This is a genomic window from Microcoleus sp. T3_D1 (assembly GCF_036700405.1).
Lineage (GTDB): Bacteria > Cyanobacteriota > Cyanobacteriia > Cyanobacteriales > Microcoleaceae > Microcoleus.
Map to the genome: position 1 here is coordinate 41,811 of NZ_JAUBOV010000022.1, position 19,433 is coordinate 61,243.

Genomic DNA, 19,433 nt, shown 5'->3' on the forward strand with positions numbered 1-19,433 from the left:
AATGGGTAGAATAGGGATGGGAGAATTAGCCGTTTTTCTTTCTTGACTCGCGGGGGTTGCTGTGATGCTAATCGCTCGAGTCACCAGCGATGAGGTTATCGAGCGGGCTTATGAGTGGGTGTGCGAACGTCGCAAGCACTACCACCATAATAGTGATGTCTGGCAGTTGCGGCGCTGGTGGGATGAGAAAAAACGGCTGATAGTGGCGCAACTGCGATCGGGAACTTATCGGTTTCGAGAACAGCGGCGGGTGACGGCGCGGGGAGAGGTGAAGGAAATTTGGGCGGCGCAAGATGCTCTGGTGTTGAAGGCGTTGGCGATCGCACTTGAATAGACCCAGTTGAGATGAATCGGTGCGTTACTTTATTAACGCACTTGGCTAGATCGCAATCAAACTAGGCATGTTCTTCCAGCACTCGATTAAACATATATTTTAGGTATGTCTCCGCCGTTTTTACTTCATTCGGATTGAATGCATTCGCATCTAAATAATCCATCAATGCGGCCGCTAAATCCGTCTCTAGCTTCTCTTTTACACTTTGATTGTAGACATCTTCTATTGTCGATTTTAATAAGTCGCTACATGCCTTTCTTCGAGCCTCTCGAGCTAGTGTGTGTTGTTTGTGAATCTTTGATGTAACGCCGATCGGAGCCATTGGATGCGTTAGTAAAAAGTTCGATGCTGTTTCTTTTCCCATCTTTACCCTTCGCAGCCATAGTCGTAGTATGGGCGCTGTTGAGCGTCGTCTGCCTGATTCGATTCCCCTGATTAACAGGCTCGTGCGTTTTATTTTTCTGGCTAAGACTTCAGGCTGGGGAAGCTTGTTTATTTTCTTAGTTCTGTTTGCTATAGTATTTACTTTTTTAGAGACTAATGCTTGGATATCTTTCGTGTCATCCATCAGCAGCATTTCTCCCATCTCCTCGTTACTAAATTCCTTAAATTCGTTTGTCAAGTTTGTAGCTTCTGATATGTATGATCCTACATTATCCATAAACACCTTGGATCTCTCATTAGGTTGACTAAGTGTGATATTTATTGAGTTTTCTATATTGTATTTCAGGTTTTTACCTGTAGGAAATCGTTGAGTCTTAAGTAGACTCGAATTCATATTTCTGAGACGCCGTGTGAAATACATGAGCCACTTGTGTGGTTGATCATGTTTTATACCTTTATTTTCAAAAAAGTCCTCCACGCTTTCCTCGGTTGTTACGGTCATTTTTTTACCCCCACCCGGCTGTTCAAATGTCTCAGCTATATGCTCGTCCGTTGCTTTGGACGCAATTGTGAGAATCTGAGTTAAGTAAGTAACAATACTGGTATTATAAGCAGCAAGGTCAGCATGTTTGGTTGATATCGTTGCTCTCGTTGGCGCACCCCCCTGGACTGATGAATTTGGCACTCGCTTCAACACATCATCAACGGTGTATAAATTAGTTTCCTTATGAAGGTCCATAGCCTTCTGCTTCTGCAAATCACTTAGATTTTTATACCATGAGAGGTTGTTCCCAATCCTCTTGTAATGTTCTCCATCTGCTTTCAAAATTACGCACTGTATAACCTTCTGCTGACACTTCATTAGTGTTGTCGTTAAAGCTCCTCCATTCTGCTGCACCACATGGGTCATCTCGTGGGCGATCAACTCCTGCCCCCCTCGACTCCCCGACTCATACGCCCCCTGCCTAAAGAACACATCCTGCCCCGTGGTAAACGCCTTCGCCTGAATCGATCGCGCCAACATATCCGCCTGCGCCCCCGTATGCACGCGCACGCCGCCAAAATCCGCCCCAAACGCCCGCTCCATCGGCTCCTTCACCGACGGCGACAGCGGCTGTCCCCCGCTTTTGGCACGCTGCAACTCTCCTTCCCACTCGCTAGAGAGTTCTCCCCCAGCATCGCCCGCCGATCGCACTGTTATCTGCCGTTGCACCCGTCCCGCTTCCCCTCCGGCAGGTATCCTCTCCTCCTCCGACTGTGCATTCTGTTCACGGAATGGGGAACTGTGAATTTCGTCTACCACTTGTCGCGCCACCCGATCGGCCTCTTCTTCGTACATATCCCCAGGCGTGCCGAGGGTCAGCTTCCGCTGTACCAGCGCCCCTGTTGCGGGTAGCGCCAGAGTTGCATTTTCCAACCTCATCTCCTGGGACAAACCCCCGAATAAGGGTTGACGCTGAATCCTCCCCTGACTGACCGGCATCATACCCCCCAGCATTGGCATCTCGCCCACCATCGTGGCGTTTTGACTGGATGGGTGAATGTGGGGATGTGTCTCCATCAGCAGTCCCATTTGCCGATTGCCGATCGCCCCTTGCAGGTCGTCCTCTTGGTGTACCGGGGATTTTACGCTAGTTTTGGTGGGGTGCGATCGCGTGGGTGCGGGTTTCTTTTGGTGCGTGCTTTGTTTGTCCATTTGTTCCTCCTTCCACAATGTGTATTGTACGAGTTGACTGTTGACCCAAATAGTCGGGGGAAAATTCGTCCCTTACGTCCCTTCTCCTGCCGATGCCAGTCCACCAAGCGGTTCCACTTCGGCTGGACTATCATCGGGCTGAGACACTTCGCCATTTGCCTCACTGTCTGCTTCGGCGATGACTTCTTCTAGTACCTGAATTGCCCCGCTTATCCGCAGGAGTGTTTCTCTCAAGGTGCGCTGTTTCGTTTCATATTCCGCTTGGAGTTTTTGTCCGGCTTCAAATTCTGCTTTGAGCGCTTGGAGGCGTTGGGAAAGTAGTAATTTCATTTGCTTCCTTGTTTTTGTACCTTTCGTTTTAGAGTAGCCTACTCCTATTTGTTTTCCTTCATTTGAATTTGGATTTGGTCTAACGTTTTCTGGTGTTCTTGTAGCACTTTCGTGAGAATAGGGATGACCTCAAATGGGGATATGGTCTTTCTGTCTTCACTGGCAAGATTTTCTGGCATCTCTTCAGCTATAAATCCTATTGTTTGCCGGAATGCTTGCTCGCTTTTATAGTCATATTTTACTGCATTCAACTGAGCGAGCGTTGTGATGGCTTCCCCGGCTGTGAGGGAAGAAATATTCTCTTTTCTCTCTCGGGAAGATGACATTTCGAGGGTCATCTCTTCCCATGTTTGCTGTACGTCTTTTTCTTTTTGTTGAAACCTTGCATTATCGTCTTCCCTATGACTCAAATATTTATTTTTATAGGAGCGTATAAGAATTTTACCCCCGCATGAGATTTTCCCGTTTACTTTTAGATCTCCTTCGCAGGATATTTCCCTCTTTACTTTTAGATCTCCTGCCCTGCTTATCGTGAGTAATTTGTCGTCGTCTTTTATTCCATAATCTCCATCTTTGTAAAAATAAAAATCGCCGCCATTAGTAACAAATCTCATTGCAAACCCTAGTCTTCTTGAATAGATTCCCATGTCAGAACCTTTGGCTGAGTCAACGGGTGTGTCTCCTTCTTTTTGAATGAAACCGCTCTTCACGAATACCCGCTCTGCGGTAATTATTCCTGCTGTCAGACTGCCATTTGTGTTGATATTTCCTGTGAGGTTGTTCGTCCCAGTTATATTTAAATTTCCGCTGACATTCAAATCCTTCAGTTGCGTGTTCCCTGTCACGGTCAAACCGCCTTTTGCAGTTAAGTTTCCTTGCGGATCAATTTTTACTAAAGGATCTGAACCGTTGCCATATTTTCCAGCCGACGAAAATAAAAAGCCACCTTTGTTTGATACAAATCTGAGCCAGTGGCCTTCCTCTTGTGAATAAAGACCTAAATCTGGGTTCTGTTCTGTGCTTAAATCAATTTCAGACGCTCCTTTTTGGATAGTGCCTTTGGTGATAGTGACTTTCCCATCCGTGATTTTTCGGGCTGTCAGACTGCCTGGTGTTGTGATATCTCCTGTCATGGTAGTTTTTCCTTTTACTTCAAGCGTTCCGCTAATGCTCAAACTGCCAGTAAGAATAGCTAAATTTGGATTTTCAGCGCCATTCGATCGCAGCGCGACACCTGTTCGGTTTTCTCCAAGAAGAATACTTTTTACTGTCAGTTCTTGCTCAATCGTTGTGTTTCCCTTTACTGTCAAAGTCTTGTCCAGTTCCGTATGCTCTGTAACAGTTAGTGTCCCACTAATGCTCAAACCCCCATCGAGAATCGCTAAATTGGGATTCTGTTCGCCACCTGCTCTCAGCGTCACTCCCTTACTATCTCCCGCAGGCAAAAACACCCCAGAATATTGACGATTTGAGGAGGAAACTACAACATTACCATTATTATCAAATTTAATATTTCCCAGGCGAACCTGTTCTTCAGTTGGTTTCCTAACTACTGTAACTTCCGGGTCTTCATACCAGCGCGTATTGCCGGCGCTACCCTGTTTCTCCTTTTCATTGTTTTCTTCTCTTGTCGTGGCTATATCCGATTCTTTTTCTTGATAGAAAATCACCAAACTACCAAAATCACTGCTATTCTCTAGGTTAATTTCTTTTGAGTTAGCTAAAACTATCAATCTCCCTTTTTGATCAATCGCCGTCCCCGGATTGACTATAACTTTTCCTTCCTGATATTGGATATCTAACCCTTCGATTATCCCGAAAACGTGCAATCTATTTTGCAATCGCTGGCGATTGATATGATACTTCTGCTCGTCAACAAAATCCTGGTCTTTTAAGAATTGTCCGTCAAAATAACGGACTCTTTTTTGGATGCGATCGGGTATGTTATAGTCTGCCATTAGTTGCCTCCTTATTGATTTATATTTACCTGTTTGTTGTTGTTCCTAATAGGGTATTTTTCCCGACGCAGATGCCAATTGGTTTATCTTTATCCATTTTATAATCATTAATAATCCGCATTGTTGGAAATAAGATTTTTAAAGCAAATACAGTATGAGCGGGTTTTTCTAAATTTAGAATTGCGATGGCTATATTTTCCTTGCGTCTGAGATTTTCTGAGTCTACCTCGCTTAAAGTCATTTCTACTTGAAAGTAGCCCGGAGGTTCCTCAAATTCATAGATAGAAACTTTTTCGCCTGTGTAGATGTTTAGTATTTCCTCTAGCGCGGCTTTTGTACCCCTTTTACTATACAAAGGGACAATCTTACTGATAAACTTTCGCTTAAACTCTACCTCCCAATCATCTCTTAAACTGAGAGCAACCCAACTCGCCAACCAAGGAAGAAACTCTGTCGGTGCTTGTTCGTCTCTTTTACCTTGAGAATCACAGGGAAGAAAGTAGGTGTGGATGTGATCGAGATACTCTCCAAATCCGAAAGGCTGGTTAACTGAATTGTTTTTATCCTCAGCATCGAATTTGTCTAAGATAGACTCAAAAGCAAGCAAAAAACCATTGATAATAGGATCGGCTTCAACAGTGGCTGGTAGATACTCTAAATAACTGCTCTTTTTGTTATCTGAACTATTAGTTGGCATAACTTTTTTAACCTTCTTTTATTTCTAAGTTTTCAATTTTAATTTTGACTAGCTCATAAGGTTTAATTTTAAATTCTCTAGCAAATTCAGAATTTGTAGGTGAATACGGTTTAAGAGTAACAGTTTCCACATAGTCGATTCCGTCAGTCTCATTCAAAAGTGCGTAAACTTCAGAAATATATACATTTCGACCAAAAGACCAACCCTTGCTGTCTGACCCGCCTTCTAGAGGATGAAAAAATTTTTCAATTTGTTTTTTAAGTTGCTTTTTAACTTCCTCTTTTTGACTTCCTTTTTCCAGGTAAAAGTTAGCTGAAATACTAACTTCAGCATATTCGGGCGCAACAATGTGATGGCGTGTAGTTAAGAGCCGACGCTCATCTATATACTGCCACAATGCAGTGCATAGTTCTGGGCTAGGTTTTGGGGTCGAGTCAACGGAAAGATCGGGAACTACAATGATACTAAAATGTCCGGCTTTATCTCGGTTCTTTTGATTTTCATCCACCAGGGTAAGATTGCGCCGAGATAAGCATCGCGCCCGTTTAATCTTAGGAAAAGATGTAGCATTTTCGCTTTGATTCCAGTCTTCTAAAATTATCCTTTCGTAGTCATCAGGGGTAACAGCGCGATACTGTTGGCGTAATTCTAAGACAGTTTCTCGAATTGCAGTTTCTAAATCTTGTTTGTCTCGCGTCCAGTCTGGCTTGCCTTTAAGCAATTTGAGGAAAGTTTCTGTGTTCCGATCCGGAATGCGATCGACTCGATACAAAAGCATTTCTGTCAGCCATGCTAAAAGCTCGATCAGGATAATTCCGGTATCGCTGGGGTTGCGATCGGTCCATTCCGGATATTCAATGGGAATTTGAGAGTAGGCAAGCTCGACTAACTCCGCATAAGTGCGATCGTCGAGATTGGGTAATGGTATGCTCATGTCGATCGCCCCCCTAGATTAACTTGGTGAGAACCTGAAAAAATTAAGCACTGCTCTTGGCGTTCATCTGGCAGTTTCTCTGGCTTGATAGATAAAGACTCTACATAATCGACCCCCTCAATTTCTTCTAATGCGGCATACAAATCAGATTCGTAAGGATAGCGACCAAACTCCCAACCCCGATGCTTCTTAGCGCCCGTTAAAGGATGCAAAAATTCCTGCAAACGATTGAGTGCGGCTGCTTTCACTCGATCAGCACTTTCCCAAGAGACAGGGACAATTGTAGCGGTGACGGAGACTTTTACCCAATTAGGTTCAGTCACTTGCAATTGGAGAGCAGGAGAGGAGCGATCGCTGATATATTGTTTCACTCGATCTAGTAAGGCAATACTCGGTGTAGGCTGGTTTGCCCTACTATGAGGAACGAGAATCAATTTCACAACTTCAGCATTCTTTTGATAGGGGTTGTAGTCATCTGGGGGAGCATTTCGAGGTGGAATTTGTAAGTTTTCTGCAATTGACCCAGTAGGATAGACGATCTCGACTGTTGCTTTAACCAATTCCTTGTCTTCTTTACTTGAGTTAGTCAAGATCACAGTCCATTCCTTCCCCAGATCTTTCCCCAGATCGTATTGCTCTTGAGTAACCGTGTAGGTAAATGTCTGGCCGTTGTTCAATGTCTGTTCTGCGTAGGGGGTTGCTTTGCCAGAACCGTATATCTGTACGCAAATTGACTTAGAATCTTGTAGCTCGGTTAATGTCACTGTAATATCACCTGACTTGCTCAGAGACAGACGAAAGATGGGTATCCATTGCATCTCTCTAGGATTAAATTTGAGTTCGTTCGCTTTTGCCCTCGCCACATCAGGTGAAGCTTCGTAAGCTAAATCCTCAAAATCTTGAATTGTAACGGCGCGATCGCGGTGACGCAGCCATTTTGGGCCTCGTTCTTTCACCCGTTCTAATGATTCTTGTTCAGAACCACCCCCAGCAGCTTCCAGGTTAGTCACCTTCTCCACATAGGGAACTGTAGTCTTTAGCTGAACAATCATATTGGCATCCAAATTTCCTCTTTTGCCGCCTCCAGTTTGATACTGGGAGAGGCGGATGTTATTGCGTCCTTGAGGCGGCACCATCCCATACTGCCCATTCCCAAACCGCACTTCTCCTGTAAGTCGATCCAAGACATAATGGCGATCGCGCGATCCAGAACCATAAAAGTCTCGCACTTTATGCCAACGTACCCAAACAGCTTCTATCTGTCCTGCCTCATCCTTAACTTCTTTCACCGCATCACCTCCCTCTTGTGACCTAATGACTGCCAGTTCTTCAGGAGAGGGAATTTTGGCTTCCTGCACTTCTAGCTGCTGACCTTTGAGTACAGGTTTCTGTGCGGTACGGAAAATCCGATCGGGATTGCCATTACTCGACCCTAGAAGTTCTTCTTTAATCGTTGTTACCTGACTTGCCCAAATCGTATTGGTCAAGATGCGTCGCAAGCGAGGCTGCACGAGAAATTCATTACCTTCACATCTCGCCCGTATCCAGTAGAGAGTTTGGCCAAATTCACTTCGAGAAGTAAAGTCATGGGGTCCGATAAACTCGATAACGCCCCTTTGAGTAAAAGCGTTGGTTCCGTCTTGAACTTCCAAGGAAACCCAATCTTTAGAATTGTAATATTCCCAGATAATCCGAGGTGAATCAGTTATCAGTTTGTTTCCGTTTTGGGTCGCTTTGGTAATTTCACCGGGTTGGGGTGATTCTACTTGCAAATAAAGTGCAATAGAGCGATTGGGAAAACATTTGTCAAACCCCAAGTATAGCGTTGGACTTTGGTCTGCTGTCGGAGTGAAGGGCGCAAAAGAACGAACGACTTGAGTGCCCTGATTGTATTGACGGTTTAGGGCTTGCTTGAGAGTGACCGTTTTATTCGATAAATCGATTGTCTCAATCTCATAGTCTTCTGGGTTAGTGCCACCCCCATTAATTCGTAGGCGATCGCCTTTAGCCAAACCTGCAATACTAGCAAGTTTAAGAAAATTCCCCCTGGATTTTGCTTCTTCTCTGAGTGTAGTAGTTAATAAATCAACGTAGTGAAAATCGTTATAAGCACAACAAGCTGATAAAAAACTACTCGATTTATACTCATAGCTCAAACTCAACGGCTTCACCGATGGTGGTCCAAAAGCAGAGTCTAAAAGGAGCATTACACTTGTTCCTTCAAGATAGGGGGGGGTGATTTTCCCTTCCAGGGTGAGCATTTTTTTATCGAAATCAATGCTTTGAATAGGCTTGTTTTCTGGATTTCGACCACTAGACACTATCTGGATACTGTCATTAGGCATAAAGCCTCTAACGCTATTGACCGCTAGTACTGTTACAGTTTTACTATTTTCCGTGTGAGTTTGGCTATCTTCAGTTAGTATTGCAATGGTGGTTGCTTGAGATATCGCAGTGCCGTAGTTGCCTTTAATAATTCTGGCACGAACCCAGTAGGTGGTTTCTCCGTTAACTATATTTGGGGGATTTGGTGTTGATAGAGTAAACTGCACTTTGCCGTTGTTTGTAAAGTTGGCAGGTGAAGTTTTTGGTTCTGTAATTGGTTGTCCAGTGAGTATAGTAGTCGTCTCTAGCTTCTTCCAGTTGTGCCCATCCCAAACTTCCCATGCTATTTCGACACCGCCATCAGTTTTGAGAGGTAGTGCATCACTTAATTGCAAATCGATTGTAACTTTAGCCCCAGATATAGCAAAAACTTCCTGACTAGCAATATATAGAGTGTCATTAAACCGAGGTTGTTCGCCAAAAGGGTAGAAGTCCTTGCTGAGATCAATAGGAACTGTGTTGAAGAAGCACAAGTCAGGTGCTATATCACTAGACTTAATCTCTGCCTCAACACTAACACTATCAATGTGCGGGAGTTGGGTTAAGTTTTGGGATAAAGATGTATCCAAACGTACCCGTAGCCATCCAGCCTCTAGACCATTAATTTTGCATTTTATAGGGACTGGCAAATGTAATTGAACCTGCCACTGACTGGTAGTTGGTGGGGATGGAGGATTTGCTGGCTGTAGTTGTTTCCAAGTTAAGCCATCCCAGTATGACCAACTGAGCTGAAATTTTGCTAACTCTGATGCTTGAGGCGAGTTAATCGTCAGAGTAACCGTTTTCGTACCAGGCAAGGTAAAGAGTTCATCACAGGCTAAATACAGACAATGCTCGATAGGCTGTTCCCCTGTAAACGCCTCAAATGCAGCATTTCCTTTTTCGTCTGTTGCTTGTGAGGTGAGATCGCTGTACTTGTCTTTCTCAGGTTCCCGCACAAACACCGCTTTCAGTTGGGCAGTTGTTACAACCAGTTCGCGATCGGTTTCAAACACCACTTCTTCTTCCTGTTCATCAGCAGGTGGGGCAGCTACCTGAGTGTGGGCAGGAACCAGCGCATCTACAGGACTCCTTTCTACTAAAGAAAAAGTCAGAGGCACTTTGGCAGGCTGAGGAGGCAATAGCTGAGTGCCAATTAAGTCGAGGAAAGCCAGGAAATTTTTGTCTGGGGCTTGGTTGAGGCGATCGCTCACTAATGCCGCCATGCGCCCAAAGATGCGAATCAGCCCCATCCCAGCATCGTTTTTCCCTTGCCAACCTTTTACCTTCACCAGTTTAGTTTTGACCTCGGCAATCTTTTTCGCCAAGTCGTCATTCACTGATTCGCCTGTTTTGGCAATTATCTGACCATCAATGTCGATAATGTTTTCGTTTAAAATGCGATCTTTTAGCAATTCGGGTGTGGGCTTAACCGACTCATTACCTTGTTCTTCTGGCGAATCTTTGACCTTCACTTTCACTAGATTAGCTGCTTGGCGTGTAGCGATTTCCTTAGCCAACTGTGGAGTCACCAACGTGTCTGCTGTCGCAATTATTTCATTGTTGTCTGATCCGATGTCGATTATGTCTTCAGCTAGGATGCGGTTTTCCAGCCCTTCAGATGTCCGTTCAACTAATGCAGTCCATATATCTGCGGTAAAGTGCTGTGCTAACTTTACCGTTTGGTCAACTATTTCATCATAACTGCGATTGTCAATTTTTGGAGGCTGAATCGACATAATAATTACTGTAAATAAAACGGATAAACCAAATTAAAACGATTGTTAGTTGTGCGAACCTGATAATTAATTAAAATCAGCAATCGATTCGGCTGAGCTTCATCAGGATTAGCATCTACTTCCAGTAGATCGATACGTGGTTCCCAGTCAATCAGTGCTTGACGCACTTCGTCTATGACTTGTCCGATCGTGCCAGGGCTATTATTGGCAAAGACCAGATCGTGAATGCCACACCCAAAATCAGGTCGCATAATGCGCTCGCCTTTAGCAGTACCCAAAATCATCAAAATCGACTGGCGAACGCAATCTTCATAGCGTGCCATTTCGATTTGTCCGGCTTCGTTGCGTTTCACCGGCGATGTCCATCCCACCCCCAAGAAATCAGCCTTCATTTACATCCCCTTGACGCGAACTTGAGTGACCAAAATATTCAACGACGTGCCAGTAGGTATCGCCACTGCTTTGCTATCCTGTAGCAAAACCGGCTGTCCCATTACCTTGACTCGGAGTGCAGCACTCACCCACTGCGCCATTACACAAGGGCCAACGTTAGCTGGCGGTGGTGGATTGACGCAACCTGCAACGGTATAGGGAAATACCTGAGTCACCACAGGTTGTCCCATCACTTTTACTCTGGGATTAGGGGCTGTGGGTTGTGCTTGTCCCCCATGAGCGCAAATAACACTCGCTCCAGCGTGTAACAAATATCCCGGCATTTCACATCACCTCCAACGCACCATCGTTAATTTTAACACCTGCCATGCACTTCAAAGCCATGCCAGAATTAGCTTGAATATTGCAATTAGAATTGGCTTTTACCTCAACTTTTGAATTGGCTTTAATTTCACAATTTTGCTGAGTTTGAATAGCTAAATTTTTACACTTGATAGAAATATCTCCATCGCTGCTTTCCAGACTGATTTTACCTTTGGCTTTTATCGAAATATCTTTTTCTCCTTCGATGCTAATCGCGTTATTTTTTGAATCGATGACGATCTGGTTTTTGCCAGTACCATCGCAGATAGTAATCTTCTCGGCATTTTCCGTATCGTCCAGAATAATCTGATGACCGCTGCGGGATTTAATTACCCGCAGATTGTTTTTGCCATCGGTATTAGATTCAGGCGGCTTATCCTGACCATTCCAAAGCCCCCCCAATATATAAGGAGAAGAAATATCGCCGCGATCGAAAGCCACTAACACCTCATCATCGACTTCCGGCAAAAAGTAGAGTCCCCGCTGCTTCCCCGCCATCGGCGTCAGTACCCTCGCCCAGTAACTTTCATCTGTCTCAGACAGCCAAGGAAATTTTACTTTGACTCGCCCTAATCCCTCCTCATCTTTGTTATTGGTGACGATGCCTACAGTGACGCCGTAAAAGCGATCGCTTCCCTCATTTGCATCCTGTAAATAAGATAGCATATTCATCCCCATTACGCCGCATTCCTCCTGACAGAAAATTCCGTTCGATATCCTAAATCTTCCGAATAAATATGAGTGACTGAAGTCAAATAATAAAGACCGCTAAAACGTTTACCCAAACCCGTAATTTCGATAGTATAACCGACACGAAACTCAGGATTTCCCTGACAAATCCCTTCCCCCGTAATATAAGCGAGAGCCATATCATTATACTGTCCTTTAGCTATCTGTTCTGCTTCCGCTTGACTTAATACAGGCTCATTAATAATAACATGAGTGGCTTTACCGAAAGCCCGATTAGTATTTTTTGGCCCGCTAGTGCCTCCTTTCATAGTAGTGGTTTCATCGCCAGCACCCGCTTTGCCAACCAGTGCTTTTTTCTGCTTCACATCCCAGGTATGCACTTCTACCTGTCCCACCTGGCTCATCGTACTCAAGCGAGGCGAAAATTCTATTAAATCGTCGCTTCGATTGAGCGTCAAAACCTTTTGAGTATTATTTTGGTGCGATCGAAAGTATAAGGTTTTGCCTTCTACTGTCACCTCATACCCAATGCGCTTAGCCCGTTGCTGGAGAAATTCTAAATCGGTTTGGTTGGCTTGGAAAATATATTCCAATTTTATACTGGTATCTTTAACTTTGCAACTAATTCCCTGTTCCCCAGCTATTTTACTAGCAATATCGCTATCTTTCATCTGAGTAAAAGAGCGAGTTTTACAGCCCCTTAACAGTCGATGGCGCAAATCGTGACCCCGCACCACTAAAATCGGAGTTGCCGTTTGGGAAAATTCCGGTTCTAATCCAGTAATTTCTCCAACAACTAAAGTTTTTAAAGTGTTCCCGTACCCCATTTGAATTTCGATCGTATTCCCAATATCAAACAATTCACTATCTGCCCAAGTAATTTGGCTTTTTACCAGATTCCAGTTCACCAATTCGAGGGTAAACATAGCAGGTATGTCCAAATCTTCGGAAACAGTTACGGAGAGTAGATCCACCTTTGTTTCCATAGGTAAGCGGTTTCCTTTAATCAGGACGTTCAACTTAGGAACTAATGAGTCAACTCCACTAGGGTTAGGCACTGTAATTATTGCCTCCCTTGCGTAATGCTATCCGCACGCCTTGGCGGTATCGTCAAAGATGTACCGGGTTCCAATAAACGCGGATTATCCATGTTATTTTCTTTGGCAATCAACCGCCACAGAGCAGGATCGTTATATTCTTGCGCGGCGATGCTGCTGAGAGTTTCTCCTTGCTTAACAATCCGAATGGGGTCGTCTATTGGATTTTCAATTTTTTTCTGTTGTGTGGGGTTTTGCCACTCCTCAAAATTGCAATTCAATTTAGCAGCAACGGGAGTTCCATCTTCTAAAAAGTGGGTAAGAGTTTTAGTTAAAGATTTAAGGATTCCCAGAGGCAATAAAACATTTTTACCCCAAATTATTTGACATAAAGGGGGTCTGGCATTTTTCCCAATCAGAGTTAAGCTGTAAATGTGCTTAGTATAGTTTTGAACGTTTTCTGGCGGATATTTCCCTAAAGTTGTAGTGTCAAAAAATAACTCAATGGTTAAAGTGGCTGGTGCGCGACTAGCAACTAAGCCCTTGTCGGTATCTTCATGCCAACCTGTTTTGCTAATTGTCACTTGGTTGGGATTGAACAAGGCTTGTATTTCTTTGTTTGGTTTTCCTTGGGTTTGGTCTTCAATTAGAATTTTTAGTTTTTCTAGCGCCATCGTTTTTGTCCTCTTCGCTCACTTTCGATCGCGAGCCGTCGTATCAGTTTACGCTCTACTTTGTCTGCTAAACTATCCAGATCAATCTGAGTTTGGCTGCTTGTCTGAATAGGAGACGAATACTGTACTTGTATAGCTGAACTTGCAGAACTATTGGGAAAAGTCCTGGCAGAATTGTTAGTATCAGTATGGGGAACAGTTCTGGCGATCGCAACTTCAGTTGCTTTTCTATGTTCTGCCTTTTCTCCTGGGCGATATTGTTTACTAACTAGATCCTGACTCCCATTAGCTGCTACTGTTCTGGTGCTGGGTAATGGAGGAACAGACCATAAAAGTTGGGTATCCAATCCCTTCCAGCTAGGGACTAGATTTGGTCTAACTAATAGCTGTGAATTCCCTCCGGTTAAGTCGGTATTTTCTGCGCCCAACTCCTCTTTTAGAGTTAATAGCATATTTCGAGTTTGGGTAGCCTGACTTATAACTTTTCCTGTAGAGCCATACCCTTCATTTGTCAAGACCCGATCTGCCATTATTTCGCCAAACAAAGGAGCAGTTGGCGATACCATTTCAGAAATCGAGTCCGGCGTAAACTTAACTAAAGGAAGTGTTGATTCCCCCAGTTCGCTGCTAACTGACTTTCCGGGTCTACTTGGGGATAATATATCGGCAGATTGAGTGGCTGAGTCTAATTTGACCTGAACAACAGGCAATTGGTTAACTGAGATTTTGGAAAACTCTAAGTTAGAAGTTGAATTTATCGGAGTAGCTGACTGATTCGGCTGCCCAATATTGTCTAAATTTCTTGAACCAGAATTAATATAAACCAAAGATTCGGCTAGAGTCTCTGAAATACTTTCAGGAATGTGATTTTGTTTTCGGTCGTTTACTTCACTTAGTTGGGAGCTTTGCCGAGGCAAGTTATGAAGTAAGTTTGATTCGACACCAGGAGTAAACTTTGCTTGAATAATGGGTACTTCTTTCCGATGTACTTTCGGGATAGATGAAGTTTCTGAGAGATTAACTTTTTCCCCATTATTATCTGGAATAGGTAGAGGCTGAGCGTAAACGAGGGGGAGATGATTCGCTGATTGAGTCGTTACACTAGACCAGCGCCGCTCCATTAGTGCGAGTAAGGGTAGCCGATCGCTCAATCGTTGCGATCGCGAAATAATCGCTCCTGCTAACTTAGAAGTATTAATCAGCCCTGGCTTTTCTAAAGGGCGCATCAGTCGCGCTTGGAACTTTTGGTCAATCCCATCCTGCCAACTGGTTCGTTCTGTTAAATAGGGCTTAAGTTGTGACATAATTTATACCCAAGCCTATCGGACCAAAAGTTACAGGTTTATCAATACCCTGGTGAATCAACTCCAGTCTTTCAACCGCCACTTCATTAGCATTACTAGCATTAAAAGTAGGGCCAGACCACTTCACAGGATAAGCATTTTTAAAATTCCATAACATCACAGGAATTTGTTGGCGGGTCAGCAAAATAATCGTGACATTTTTAAGTTGAATATTGCCTTGAGTTGTCGATTGATACCAAGTCCAAAGCGTATCGTTCGATGTCAGACCGTGACTTAACACAAGATTTGGGTATCGAGTGCGTCTGGGAAATTGATGGCTATATCCATTCACTCCTCCTTCTTGATAGGATTCAAATTCAATTTCGCTTTCCAGTCCCGTAATCTCACTAAAACCACCCGTTATTAACCCTTCAATTTCGAGATAAAAGTTAGAACCGTTATAAGGATCGAAACGAATGCCTGTTAAGCTATTTGCGAAACTTAAACCCACATTTAACAGTGTTTTTCCCACGATTTACTCCTGAATAACTCCTCTTCTAAAAACTAGACCCCAATCCCTCGTTTAACGTTTGATTGATTCGCATAACTTCAGCAACCCACTGCTGTCTTTCTCGGTGTTCAAATCTCATAATTTGTTCGTAAGACCAGTGAAAGTGATAGGCAATATAAGCTACCTCCTCAAGCAATCGTTCTGAGGGGTAGCAAACTACTCCCCCGCTGGCACAGTTTCAACCTCAAATTCTCCTTGACAATGAGGACAAGCAACGAGGAAGCGACTGTGACCGTTTTGGTTGATGCGCTGGTAGAAATCTTGCAAGTAAACCAAATCGGCAGAAAAGAGGTTTTCAATCATTTTCGGATTGATATGTTCGACATCTCCCAACCGAACGATCGTCCTTGATAGAAGAATAATCACCAAATAAGCTGAATTTGATTGAACGCGCGGATCTCGCAGTGGTGCAATTTCGTCGAATGCAGTAGCTAATCGCATCGTTCCTTCTCGATGGACATTACCTTCTGGGTCTATATATCCTTGAGGTAAAGTAAAGGGAAATTCAGTCTGCGGTATCATGGGGGAATTTAAACTTACGACCATTTATCAACGCTGATGCCTTCATGGGCAATTTCTAAAGTCTCAACGGCCACTTCATTAGAAGTCGCATTAAAGTCAGGCCCCGACCAAGTGACAGGCCAGCAATGAGTTAAATTCCAGCGAATTTTTTCTTGACCTGTTTCATCTAAGAGAACAATGGAGATATCTTTTCTGTACTCAGCACCCCCTTTCACTGTATTTTCCCGCCACTTCCAGAGTTCTTGATTATTGGTTGTGCCTCGCTTCAGAGTGATATTATTGTAGGTTACTAAACCTGGCAGTTTTCTGACGGTTGGCGGATCGGTTCCTTCCCGATATTCGGCGGGAGTTTGAGTGGAGTTGAGTCCGCTACATTCTCGAAAACCAGCGTGGATAATGCCATTCCATTCAACCCAGAAGCGATAACTTAAATAGGGATCTGGTTTGTGGGGGGCTTTAACATCTGGCATGGTGAATCCTCCTGTTCAAAATTATTAAGGTTGAGTCGTTGAATTAACTCCAGCCGTCCCGTGGATGAGACGAACGACAATAAATTCGTTGGGTTTAGTCGGTGCTAATCCGATTTCCGTGACAACTGTGCCGATATCGCGCATTTCTGGCGGATTAGTTTCGCTGTCGCATTTAATGTAAAACGCTTCTTGGGGAGTTCGTCCTTGCAATGCGCCTTTTCGCAGTAATGACTCTAAATAAGTGGTTAATTCGCGCTCAATACGCACCCACAATTTGAAATCATTTGGCTCGAAAACAACATCCTCTAAGTTTCTCTCTATCCAGCGAAGAACGGTTAAGAATAATCGCCGGACGTTGATATATTGCCAATCTGGATTTTGGCTTAAAGTGCGACCTCCCCAAATGCGAATGCCTCTACCTTTGAAGACGCGCAAGCAGTTTATGCTTGGTAGCTCATTTGAGTTTTTCTTTAGGTTTAATGCGTCTTGCTCGTCGGTAGACAAGGAAACGCTCAAATCTAAGACTCCTTCTAAGGGATAATTAGCTGGAGTCTGAGGAAAACCATAAGTGCGATCGCTGTGAGCGTAAATTCCAGCAATATGACCGCAAGGCGGAACTTCTATAAGTTTCGGGGTAGGGGTAGCTGGGTCCAAAACTTTAATCCAGGGGAAGTACAAAGCACCGTTATTGCTTTGCAGGCCTTCTCTTTGTTTGGTTATTTCCTGTTTATTAGGCAGTGAGTCCAGAATAGCAAAGCGATCGCGCATCTTATCGCAATGCTTCAGAACAAGTTTCTGCATTTCTACCTGTTCTGATTCCGAACTTTGCTTCATAATATCTGGAGCGCAAACCAAGTCAATGGTATCCAGAGATTCTATCGCTGCAAGTCCTTGTTCAAGTGCTTTTTGTTCAGCACTTTGTAGAGGAACCACATAGCAGAGACGACCTCCGTTTTCAAAAAAACCGCGTACTGCATGAGCAAGGTAACTTTCAGATGACGGCTGAACAAAGAATTGCTCAAACTGGGGCCAAAGCTTTAATAGCTTCGGTTGATTAACATCTCTAGGTTCGGCATTTTTTGCCACCCTTATACCCAAGAATGCAGGGACTCCTGTGATTAACTCGGTAGAAGGGGCAGGGAATATTTCCTCCAAATACACCCCTGGTGTTTTACGTTGCGTCAGCATTTTAACTTCCCCTGGAAAATTGCTACTATTTACCTGGCCCAGACCACTGGCTAAGATTGAAGATGACAAACTCTGCCGGTTTGACTATAGCCACACCTATTTCAGTTACAACTTGTCCTTGTTCGCGCAATTCAGGTGGATTGGTTTCTTCATCACATTTAACGTAGAAAGCTTGTTCTGGTGTACTGCCAAACAGGGCACCGCTACGCCAAACGGTCATCAGAAAAGAAGTCACATTGCGACGGATTTTCGCCCAGAGTTCCGGAGAATTCGGCTCAAACACTGTCCACTGAGTCCCCTGGTCGATCGACTTTTTCAGATAGTTAAATAGGCGACGGACATTGATATATTTGAACTCGCCATTCTCATCGCCTCCAATGGTGCGCGCGCCCCACACGCGAATATTGCCGTTGAGATTGCGAATGCAGTTGATTCCTTTGGGATTTAGACCATCTTGTTGATTTTTGCTGAGATTTTGCTTGAGTCCCAGCGCTCCCAACACAATTTCATTTGCTGGTGCTTTATGAACCCCCCTTTGTGCATCTACGCGAGCGTAAATTCCAGCAATGTGACCGCTGGGCGGTACATATATCAGTCCATCCCCATCCGGATTCGCCGTTTTTGTAGTTGGGTCAAAAACTTGAATCCAAGGGAAGTAGAATGCAGCATAGTTGGAGTTATCAGGCTTGTTTTTCGTAATATCTGCGCTCGTATCGTCTTCGCTACAGTCTAAGATAGCAAAGCGATCGCCTGTTTTCTCCTGGCAATGAGTTATGATTGCACTGCGAGCCTGTGGAGTAGTAATTCCAGGAGCAGCAACAATGGCAATTTCATCGATCGCTTCCAAACTTTCTAACAAAGTATCAGTAATTTTCTCCTCGTTTTCGACTCGCATCACATAGCAGCGAGTTCCGCCGTTGTTAAAAAACCCAGAAACTGCATGGGCTAGCTGTTTTTGGCTTTCATCTTGAGAAAAATCGCCAAAGAATTTTTTGAACTCCTTAAAATTGGTACACAGTTTCACTTCTCCAGATGGGACAGGTTCAAAAATTGGAAAAGTTACTTGGTAATCGGCAGTAATAGTTCTTTTGCCCTCACCTGGCATCTGATCCGATGTTAAGGTAAATTTTGCAACGCGATTTGTATCATTAGGTGTAATTCCTACACCGGGAATTATTTCTCCGTTAATCTTGATAGTGTATGTTTTTGGGGATGTGTTAACTGGATACTGTTTTAGTTTAAATTCCATTTGCTCGTCGGAAGTAGATTCTGGAACTTGGCCAACTACCTCATTAGTAATTTGATTGGCTAACACTATATACTTGATTTTGAACTGGTCTGGCGGGCTGATATGGAATGTAATTTGGGCAGATTGGCTTTGGGATGGCTCAGGGTCTGTGATTTTAAATTCCTTCTTTTCTAGCTTACGTTCGCCAACCCATATATCACAATCACCTAGTAAATTCTCACCTGGGTATGCTTCCCACCCAAAAGATGAAGAGGCATCGCCACCTCTATCATTTCCTTGCATATTTTGATCATCATTACTACCAGACTTATTTGTTTTTGCTGTTTTTGGACCGGTTGTCCCAGATGTATGTCTACCCCCAGACCCAGGCACAAATGAACATTCTTCTTCCTTAGAAATGACAGGCGCAGTAGGAATAGTAATCTTGTTAGGCACAACACCGATAAAAGCGGCTGTGCTAGTTCCCGCACCAGCAATGGGAGCCGAACCGGAAGGAACTTCTTTTACATATACACCGGGAGAAAGATACGTTGTCATTGGAGTTACTTCTTTATAGA

At 43.9% G+C, this 19,433-nt stretch carries 18 protein-coding genes and 1 pseudogene; 1 reads left to right on the forward strand and 18 read right to left on the reverse strand.

The window, feature by feature from the left end; all coding sequences use genetic code 11:
* The first annotated feature begins 64 nt into the window (after positions 1 to 64).
* On the forward strand, positions 65 to 334 hold the full coding sequence (locus QT992_RS12540; RefSeq protein ID WP_333335570.1) for a hypothetical protein: 270 nt from the start codon (positions 65 to 67) through the stop codon (positions 332 to 334).
* 61 nt (positions 335 to 395) lie between these two features.
* On the opposite strand, the gene QT992_RS12545 is transcribed toward QT992_RS12540, so the two are convergent.
* The 18 genes and pseudogenes from QT992_RS12545 to QT992_RS12630 all read right to left on the reverse strand — a co-directional run bounded on the left by QT992_RS12545 (position 396) and on the right by QT992_RS12630 (position 19,413).
* Positions 396 to 2,414, reverse strand: a complete 2,019-nt coding sequence (locus tag QT992_RS12545) for a DUF4157 domain-containing protein (protein ID WP_333335567.1) — start codon at positions 2,412 to 2,414, stop codon at positions 396 to 398.
* A gap of 72 nt (positions 2,415 to 2,486) precedes the next feature.
* A complete protein-coding gene (locus tag QT992_RS12550) occupies positions 2,487 to 2,744 on the reverse strand; it encodes a hypothetical protein (RefSeq protein ID WP_333335564.1) in 258 nt (85 codons plus the stop codon).
* 44 nt (positions 2,745 to 2,788) lie between these two features.
* On the reverse strand, positions 2,789 to 4,702 hold the full coding sequence (locus QT992_RS12555; protein WP_333335561.1) for a tail fiber domain-containing protein: 1,914 nt from the start codon (positions 4,700 to 4,702) through the stop codon (positions 2,789 to 2,791).
* A 25-nt stretch (positions 4,703 to 4,727) separates the two neighbouring features.
* Positions 4,728 to 5,399 carry a phage tail protein gene (locus QT992_RS12560; protein ID WP_333335559.1) on the reverse strand — a complete coding sequence of 224 codons (672 nt, stop codon included), beginning with the start codon at positions 5,397 to 5,399 and terminating at the stop codon, positions 4,728 to 4,730.
* Positions 5,400 to 5,406: 7 nt separating this feature from the next.
* Positions 5,407 to 6,333 carry a baseplate J/gp47 family protein gene (locus QT992_RS12565; protein ID WP_333335557.1) on the reverse strand — a complete coding sequence of 309 codons (927 nt, stop codon included), beginning with the start codon at positions 6,331 to 6,333 and terminating at the stop codon, positions 5,407 to 5,409.
* Entirely contained in the window at positions 6,330 to 10,436 is a 4,107-nt protein-coding gene (locus tag QT992_RS12570; protein ID WP_333335554.1) for a baseplate J/gp47 family protein, read from the reverse strand. The genes QT992_RS12565 and QT992_RS12570 overlap by 4 nt, the downstream gene beginning before the upstream one ends.
* Before the next feature lie 5 nt (positions 10,437 to 10,441).
* Complete coding sequence (locus tag QT992_RS12575; RefSeq protein ID WP_333335551.1) at positions 10,442 to 10,828, reverse strand: GPW/gp25 family protein; 387 nt, start codon at positions 10,826 to 10,828, stop codon at positions 10,442 to 10,444.
* Positions 10,829 to 11,152: a hypothetical protein gene (locus QT992_RS12580; RefSeq protein WP_106333757.1), complete on the reverse strand. Its 324-nt coding sequence runs from the start codon at positions 11,150 to 11,152 to the stop codon at positions 10,829 to 10,831.
* Between the two features lies 1 nt (position 11,153).
* Positions 11,154 to 11,858: a phage baseplate assembly protein V gene (locus QT992_RS12585; RefSeq protein WP_333335547.1), complete on the reverse strand. Its 705-nt coding sequence runs from the start codon at positions 11,856 to 11,858 to the stop codon at positions 11,154 to 11,156.
* Between the two features lie 11 nt (positions 11,859 to 11,869).
* Complete coding sequence (locus QT992_RS12590) at positions 11,870 to 12,940, reverse strand: contractile injection system protein, VgrG/Pvc8 family (protein ID WP_333335544.1); 1,071 nt, start codon at positions 12,938 to 12,940, stop codon at positions 11,870 to 11,872.
* Positions 12,941 to 12,945: 5 nt separating this feature from the next.
* The gene (locus QT992_RS12595; protein WP_333335541.1) at positions 12,946 to 13,593 is read right to left on the reverse strand and encodes a CIS tube protein; all 648 of its coding nucleotides are present in this window, start codon (positions 13,591 to 13,593) and stop codon (positions 12,946 to 12,948) included.
* Complete coding sequence (locus tag QT992_RS12600) at positions 13,584 to 14,897, reverse strand: hypothetical protein (RefSeq protein WP_333335538.1); 1,314 nt, start codon at positions 14,895 to 14,897, stop codon at positions 13,584 to 13,586. The genes QT992_RS12595 and QT992_RS12600 overlap by 10 nt, the downstream gene beginning before the upstream one ends.
* Positions 14,884 to 15,408 (reverse strand): phage tail protein, encoded by a 525-nt coding sequence (locus tag QT992_RS12605; protein ID WP_333335534.1) that lies wholly within the window; start codon positions 15,406 to 15,408, stop codon positions 14,884 to 14,886. The genes QT992_RS12600 and QT992_RS12605 overlap by 14 nt, the downstream gene beginning before the upstream one ends.
* A gap of 25 nt (positions 15,409 to 15,433) precedes the next feature.
* Positions 15,434 to 15,586, reverse strand: a pseudogene (locus QT992_RS12610) (DUF6760 family protein); the annotation flags it as partial.
* A 17-nt stretch (positions 15,587 to 15,603) separates the two neighbouring features.
* Positions 15,604 to 15,969, reverse strand: coding sequence for a phage tail assembly protein (locus QT992_RS12615; protein WP_333335531.1), 366 nt, complete (start codon positions 15,967 to 15,969; stop codon positions 15,604 to 15,606).
* Positions 15,970 to 15,983: 14 nt separating this feature from the next.
* Positions 15,984 to 16,439: a phage tail protein gene (locus tag QT992_RS12620; protein ID WP_333335528.1), complete on the reverse strand. Its 456-nt coding sequence runs from the start codon at positions 16,437 to 16,439 to the stop codon at positions 15,984 to 15,986.
* A gap of 24 nt (positions 16,440 to 16,463) precedes the next feature.
* Positions 16,464 to 17,627, reverse strand: a complete 1,164-nt coding sequence (locus tag QT992_RS12625; RefSeq protein ID WP_333335525.1) for a phage tail sheath subtilisin-like domain-containing protein — start codon at positions 17,625 to 17,627, stop codon at positions 16,464 to 16,466.
* Between the two features lie 25 nt (positions 17,628 to 17,652).
* Positions 17,653 to 19,413: a phage tail sheath subtilisin-like domain-containing protein gene (locus tag QT992_RS12630; protein ID WP_333335522.1), complete on the reverse strand. Its 1,761-nt coding sequence runs from the start codon at positions 19,411 to 19,413 to the stop codon at positions 17,653 to 17,655.
* Positions 19,414 to 19,433: the final 20 nt, after the last annotated feature.

Excerpts from the sequence above, each read along its gene's own strand:
- QT992_RS12540 (WP_333335570.1), top strand. The coding sequence starts at position 65 with ATGCTAATCGCTCGAGTCACCAGCGATGAGGTTATCGAGCGGGCTTAT.
- QT992_RS12545 (WP_333335567.1), bottom strand. The coding sequence starts at position 2,414 with ATGGACAAACAAAGCACGCACCAAAAGAAACCCGCACCCACGCGATCG.
- QT992_RS12550 (WP_333335564.1), bottom strand. The coding sequence starts at position 2,744 with ATGAAATTACTACTTTCCCAACGCCTCCAAGCGCTCAAAGCAGAATTT.
- QT992_RS12555 (WP_333335561.1), bottom strand. The coding sequence starts at position 4,702 with ATGGCAGACTATAACATACCCGATCGCATCCAAAAAAGAGTCCGTTAT.
- QT992_RS12560 (WP_333335559.1), bottom strand. The coding sequence starts at position 5,399 with ATGCCAACTAATAGTTCAGATAACAAAAAGAGCAGTTATTTAGAGTAT.
- QT992_RS12565 (WP_333335557.1), bottom strand. The coding sequence starts at position 6,333 with ATGAGCATACCATTACCCAATCTCGACGATCGCACTTATGCGGAGTTA.
- QT992_RS12570 (WP_333335554.1), bottom strand. The coding sequence starts at position 10,436 with ATGTCGATTCAGCCTCCAAAAATTGACAATCGCAGTTATGATGAAATA.
- QT992_RS12575 (WP_333335551.1), bottom strand. The coding sequence starts at position 10,828 with ATGAAGGCTGATTTCTTGGGGGTGGGATGGACATCGCCGGTGAAACGC.
- QT992_RS12580 (WP_106333757.1), bottom strand. The coding sequence starts at position 11,152 with ATGCCGGGATATTTGTTACACGCTGGAGCGAGTGTTATTTGCGCTCAT.
- QT992_RS12585 (WP_333335547.1), bottom strand. The coding sequence starts at position 11,858 with ATGCTATCTTATTTACAGGATGCAAATGAGGGAAGCGATCGCTTTTAC.
- QT992_RS12595 (WP_333335541.1), bottom strand. The coding sequence starts at position 13,593 with ATGGCGCTAGAAAAACTAAAAATTCTAATTGAAGACCAAACCCAAGGA.
- QT992_RS12600 (WP_333335538.1), bottom strand. The coding sequence starts at position 14,897 with ATGTCACAACTTAAGCCCTATTTAACAGAACGAACCAGTTGGCAGGAT.
- QT992_RS12615 (WP_333335531.1), bottom strand. The coding sequence starts at position 15,969 with ATGATACCGCAGACTGAATTTCCCTTTACTTTACCTCAAGGATATATA.
- QT992_RS12620 (WP_333335528.1), bottom strand. The coding sequence starts at position 16,439 with ATGCCAGATGTTAAAGCCCCCCACAAACCAGATCCCTATTTAAGTTAT.
- QT992_RS12625 (WP_333335525.1), bottom strand. The coding sequence starts at position 17,627 with ATGCTGACGCAACGTAAAACACCAGGGGTGTATTTGGAGGAAATATTC.
- QT992_RS12630 (WP_333335522.1), bottom strand. The coding sequence starts at position 19,413 with ATGACAACGTATCTTTCTCCCGGTGTATATGTAAAAGAAGTTCCTTCC.